The sequence below is a fragment of the Mucilaginibacter sp. genome (assembly GCF_036383575.1).
Lineage (GTDB): Bacteria > Bacteroidota > Bacteroidia > Sphingobacteriales > Sphingobacteriaceae > Mucilaginibacter.
Genome location: NZ_DASVOB010000394.1, coordinates 1 through 3,646 on the forward strand (window position 1 = coordinate 1; position 3,646 = coordinate 3,646).

2 protein-coding genes and 1 pseudogene are annotated in these 3,646 nt (G+C 43.3%); all 3 read left to right on the forward strand.

Annotation, left to right across the window (positions count from 1 at the left end):
• A pseudogene (locus VF500_RS13750) lies at positions 1-400 on the forward strand (ROK family protein); the annotation flags it as partial.
• A 39-nt stretch (positions 401-439) separates the two neighbouring features.
• Positions 440-2,443, forward strand: coding sequence for a transketolase (gene tkt, locus VF500_RS13755; protein WP_330860221.1), 2,004 nt, complete (start codon positions 440-442; stop codon positions 2,441-2,443).
• Between the two features lie 137 nt (positions 2,444-2,580).
• Positions 2,581-3,288 (forward strand): ribose 5-phosphate isomerase A, encoded by a 708-nt coding sequence (gene rpiA / locus VF500_RS13760; RefSeq protein WP_330860222.1) that lies wholly within the window; start codon positions 2,581-2,583, stop codon positions 3,286-3,288.
• Positions 3,289-3,646: the final 358 nt, after the last annotated feature.

Here is a 3,646-nt window from a genome sequence, read left to right on the forward strand (position 1 = left end):
CGTAGTAGCCAGTAAAGGCCTTGAAATGGTAATTACCCTGGGCACCGGTTTTGGTACTGCTTTGTTAATGGACGGTCATTTATTGCCCCACTTTGAGCTTGCCCACCTCCCAATAAAAGAAGACGTTACCTATGATAACTACATAGGCGAAAGAGCTTTAGAAAAAGAAGGCAAGGAAAAATGGAACAAGCGCATGAAAAAGGTTTTCAAAATACTGAAAACCGTATTCAATTATGATACTTTATACATTGGCGGTGGCAATTCAGATAAGCTTACCTTTAAGCTTGATAAAAACATGAAGATAGTTACCAATGCCGATGGTATAAAAGGCGGCGCAAGGCTTTGGCTCGGTGAAACGGAAAGCAAAACCAAGCGCAAAATAGCAACCCCTACCGAATAAATTAAAAACTAACACTAACTACAATACCTGACAAATAAAATGGAAAGCAAACAAGACATAGAGAAATTGGCGATAGATACCGTAAGGGTATTAGCTGCCGATGCCGTGCAAAAAGCAAATTCAGGCCACCCTGGTACAGCCATGGCGCTGGCACCGATGGGCCACGTTTTATGGACAAAGTTTTTGAACTATAACCCTAAAAACCCTGATTGGGCAAACCGCGACAGGTTTATCCTTTCGGCTGGCCATGCTTGTATTTTACAGTACAACTTTTTGTATTTAACAGGCTATGATCTTTCTTTAGATGATATCAAACAGTTCCGCCAGTTAAACAGCAAAACCGCCGGTCACCCGGAATATGGTTTGGCTCCGGGCATTGAAGTAACTACTGGTCCGTTGGGACAGGGTTTTGCCAATGCTGTGGGTTTTGCCATCGCGCAAAAACATTTGGCTGCCCGCTACAACAAGCCTGGTTTTGAGCTGTTCAACTACAATATTTATACTATCTGCAGCGATGGCGATTTGATGGAAGGCGTAACTTCTGAAGCTGCGTCGTTAGCCGGTCACCTGCAATTGGGCAACCTCATCTATTTATATGATGATAACCACATCTCCATTGAAGGCAGCACAGATATTGCATTTACTGAAGATGTAAGCGCCCGTTTCCGTTCATACGGCTGGCACGTACAGGACATTGCCGATGTTAATGATACCCACGCGCTTGAGCTGGCTTTGATCAATGCTAAATCTGAAACTCAGAAACCATCATTTATCCGCGTTCGTTCGCTGATAGCTTATGGTAGCCCTAACAAATCGGGTACCGCAGGCTCACATGGTTCACCGCTGGGTGGTGACGAAATTAAACTGGTAAAACAGTTCTTCGGTTTTGATCCTGATAAATCATTCAACGTATCTGATGAAGTATTGGATTACTACCATACTAAAGGAGCAAGAGGTGCCGCTGTTGAAGAAAAATGGAACAAATTATTTGCCGACTATAAAGCAAAATTCCCTGAATTAGCCGCCGAATATGAAGCTGCCGCTAAAGGCGAACTACCAGCCGGATGGAAAGATAAATTGCCTGTATTTAAAGGCTCTGATCCTAAAATGGCAACCCGCCAGGCATCAGGCAAAGTATTGAACGCTATCGCCCCGGCATTGCCAAACCTGATAGGTGGCGCGGCCGACCTTGCCCCGTCAACAGAAACCAACCTGAAAGAGTACGATTCATTTACATCAGAAAACCGCGCAGGCCGTAATTTCCACTTTGGTATCCGCGAGCATGCCATGGGTTCGGCTTTAAATGGTATGGCTTTAACCAAAGGTTTGTTACCTTTCGGCGCTACCTTCCTGATGTTCTCAGAATATATGCGCCCGCCAATCCGTTTGGCAGCCATCATGAAAATCAACCCGATCTTCGTTTATACGCATGACAGTATCGGCTTGGGTGAGGATGGTACTACCCACCAACCTATTGAGCAATTAGCTTCTCTACGTTCTATACCAAATTTAACCGTGATCCGCCCGGCTGATGCTAACGAAAGCGCGCATGCATGGCGCGTTGCCATCGAGAAAAAAGGTGGCCCAACTGTGCTGATCTTTACCCGCCAGGGCTTACCTATCCTTGACCAGGATAAATATGGTAAAGCCGAAAACCTGGAGAAAGGTGCTTATGTACTTTCTGAAGGCAGCAAAGGACCAGATCTGATCCTGATTGCAACAGGTTCGGAAGTTGCTTTGATCATGCAGGCACAGGAAAAATTAGAAGCTGAAGGTATTTCAACCCGCGTGGTAAGTATGCCATCATGGGAGCTGTTTGAAAAACAGGATGCGGCTTACAAAGAGTCGGTATTCCCTAAAGCAAGCAAAAAACGTTTGGCTGTTGAAATGGCGTCACCAATGGGCTGGCATAAATACACCACCGACGAAGGCGATATGTTGGGCATGACCACCTTTGGCGAGTCGGCACCAGCTGAAGACCTTTACAAACACTTCGGTTTCACTGTTGATAACGTTGTTAAAAAAGCAAAAGCTCTTTTATAGAGGCAAGAAATCAAGAGTCAGGAATCAAGAATTTTCCTGGCTCTTGATTTTAAAAAATATACAAGTAAGAGTCAAACAGTAAGGAGATAAGTTTTTCTTCTTGTCTCTTGGTTCTTGACTTCTTGATTCTAACCAAAATGAACTGGAACAGCAACCTGATAAATAACCTGGAGTGGGCCGATAAGATCATCAACATCGAAGGCAAACAAAAGGTAGCTGCCGAAATTGCAGCAAAAGTTAAGGATGGCGATATTATAGGTGTTGGCTCAGGCTCAACATCATACCTGGCCCTGGTGGCTATTGCCCAAAGGGTAAAAGATGAAAAACTGAATGTAAAGGCTATCCCTACCTCGGTTGAGCTTTCTATGTTTTGTGCCAAGCTGGGCTTGCCTGTGACAACGCTTTATGAATATAAACCCGACTGGCTGTTTGACGGTGCAGATGAGGTTGACCCTGATAAAAGCCTGATCAAAGGACGTGGTGGGGCAATGTTCAAAGAGAAGCTGCTGATCAGTTCAAGCGCGGTTAGCTATATTATAGTTGACGAATCGAAAATGGTTGATAAATTGGGCTCTAAATTTCCTGTGCCTATTGAGGTTTTCCCACAGGCACTACCTTATGTGGAAAAGGAACTGAAAAGTTTGGGAGCTACCGAATTGACCATCCGTCCGGCGAAAGGTAAGGACGGCCCCATAATTTCAGAAAACGGCAACCTTGTATTGGATGCTAAGTTTGCTGAGATCGGCAAAAGTTTTGAAAGAGATATTAAATCAATAACAGGAGTAATTGAGAGCGGGCTTTTTATCGGCTTTGATGTGAATATTATCATGGCCTCGAATACTTAGGTTTAGCCTTAAGTTTGAAGTCTTTGACTCGAAATGATAAAGAAAATGAGACTTTTGACTTACTAATTCTAATTTGAGACTAAAAACTGGCATTTACTGCTAAAAACCGGGGACTTAACCAGGATATGTTAACAAAGTATGATATAAATCTTACAATTGCCGGCATTCTTATTAAGAACTTTACATAACAGACCGATTTGGTAGCAATTTTTACTACCTTCATCGCGCTTTTAACAAAATAATTAACAAACAAAAAAACAAACCCTATTATGGCAACTAATAACGTAGCGCAGATACATGGTTTTGGTCAGAGTATCTGGCTTGATTTTATTGACCGTGAGATCATTTCTTCAGGAAA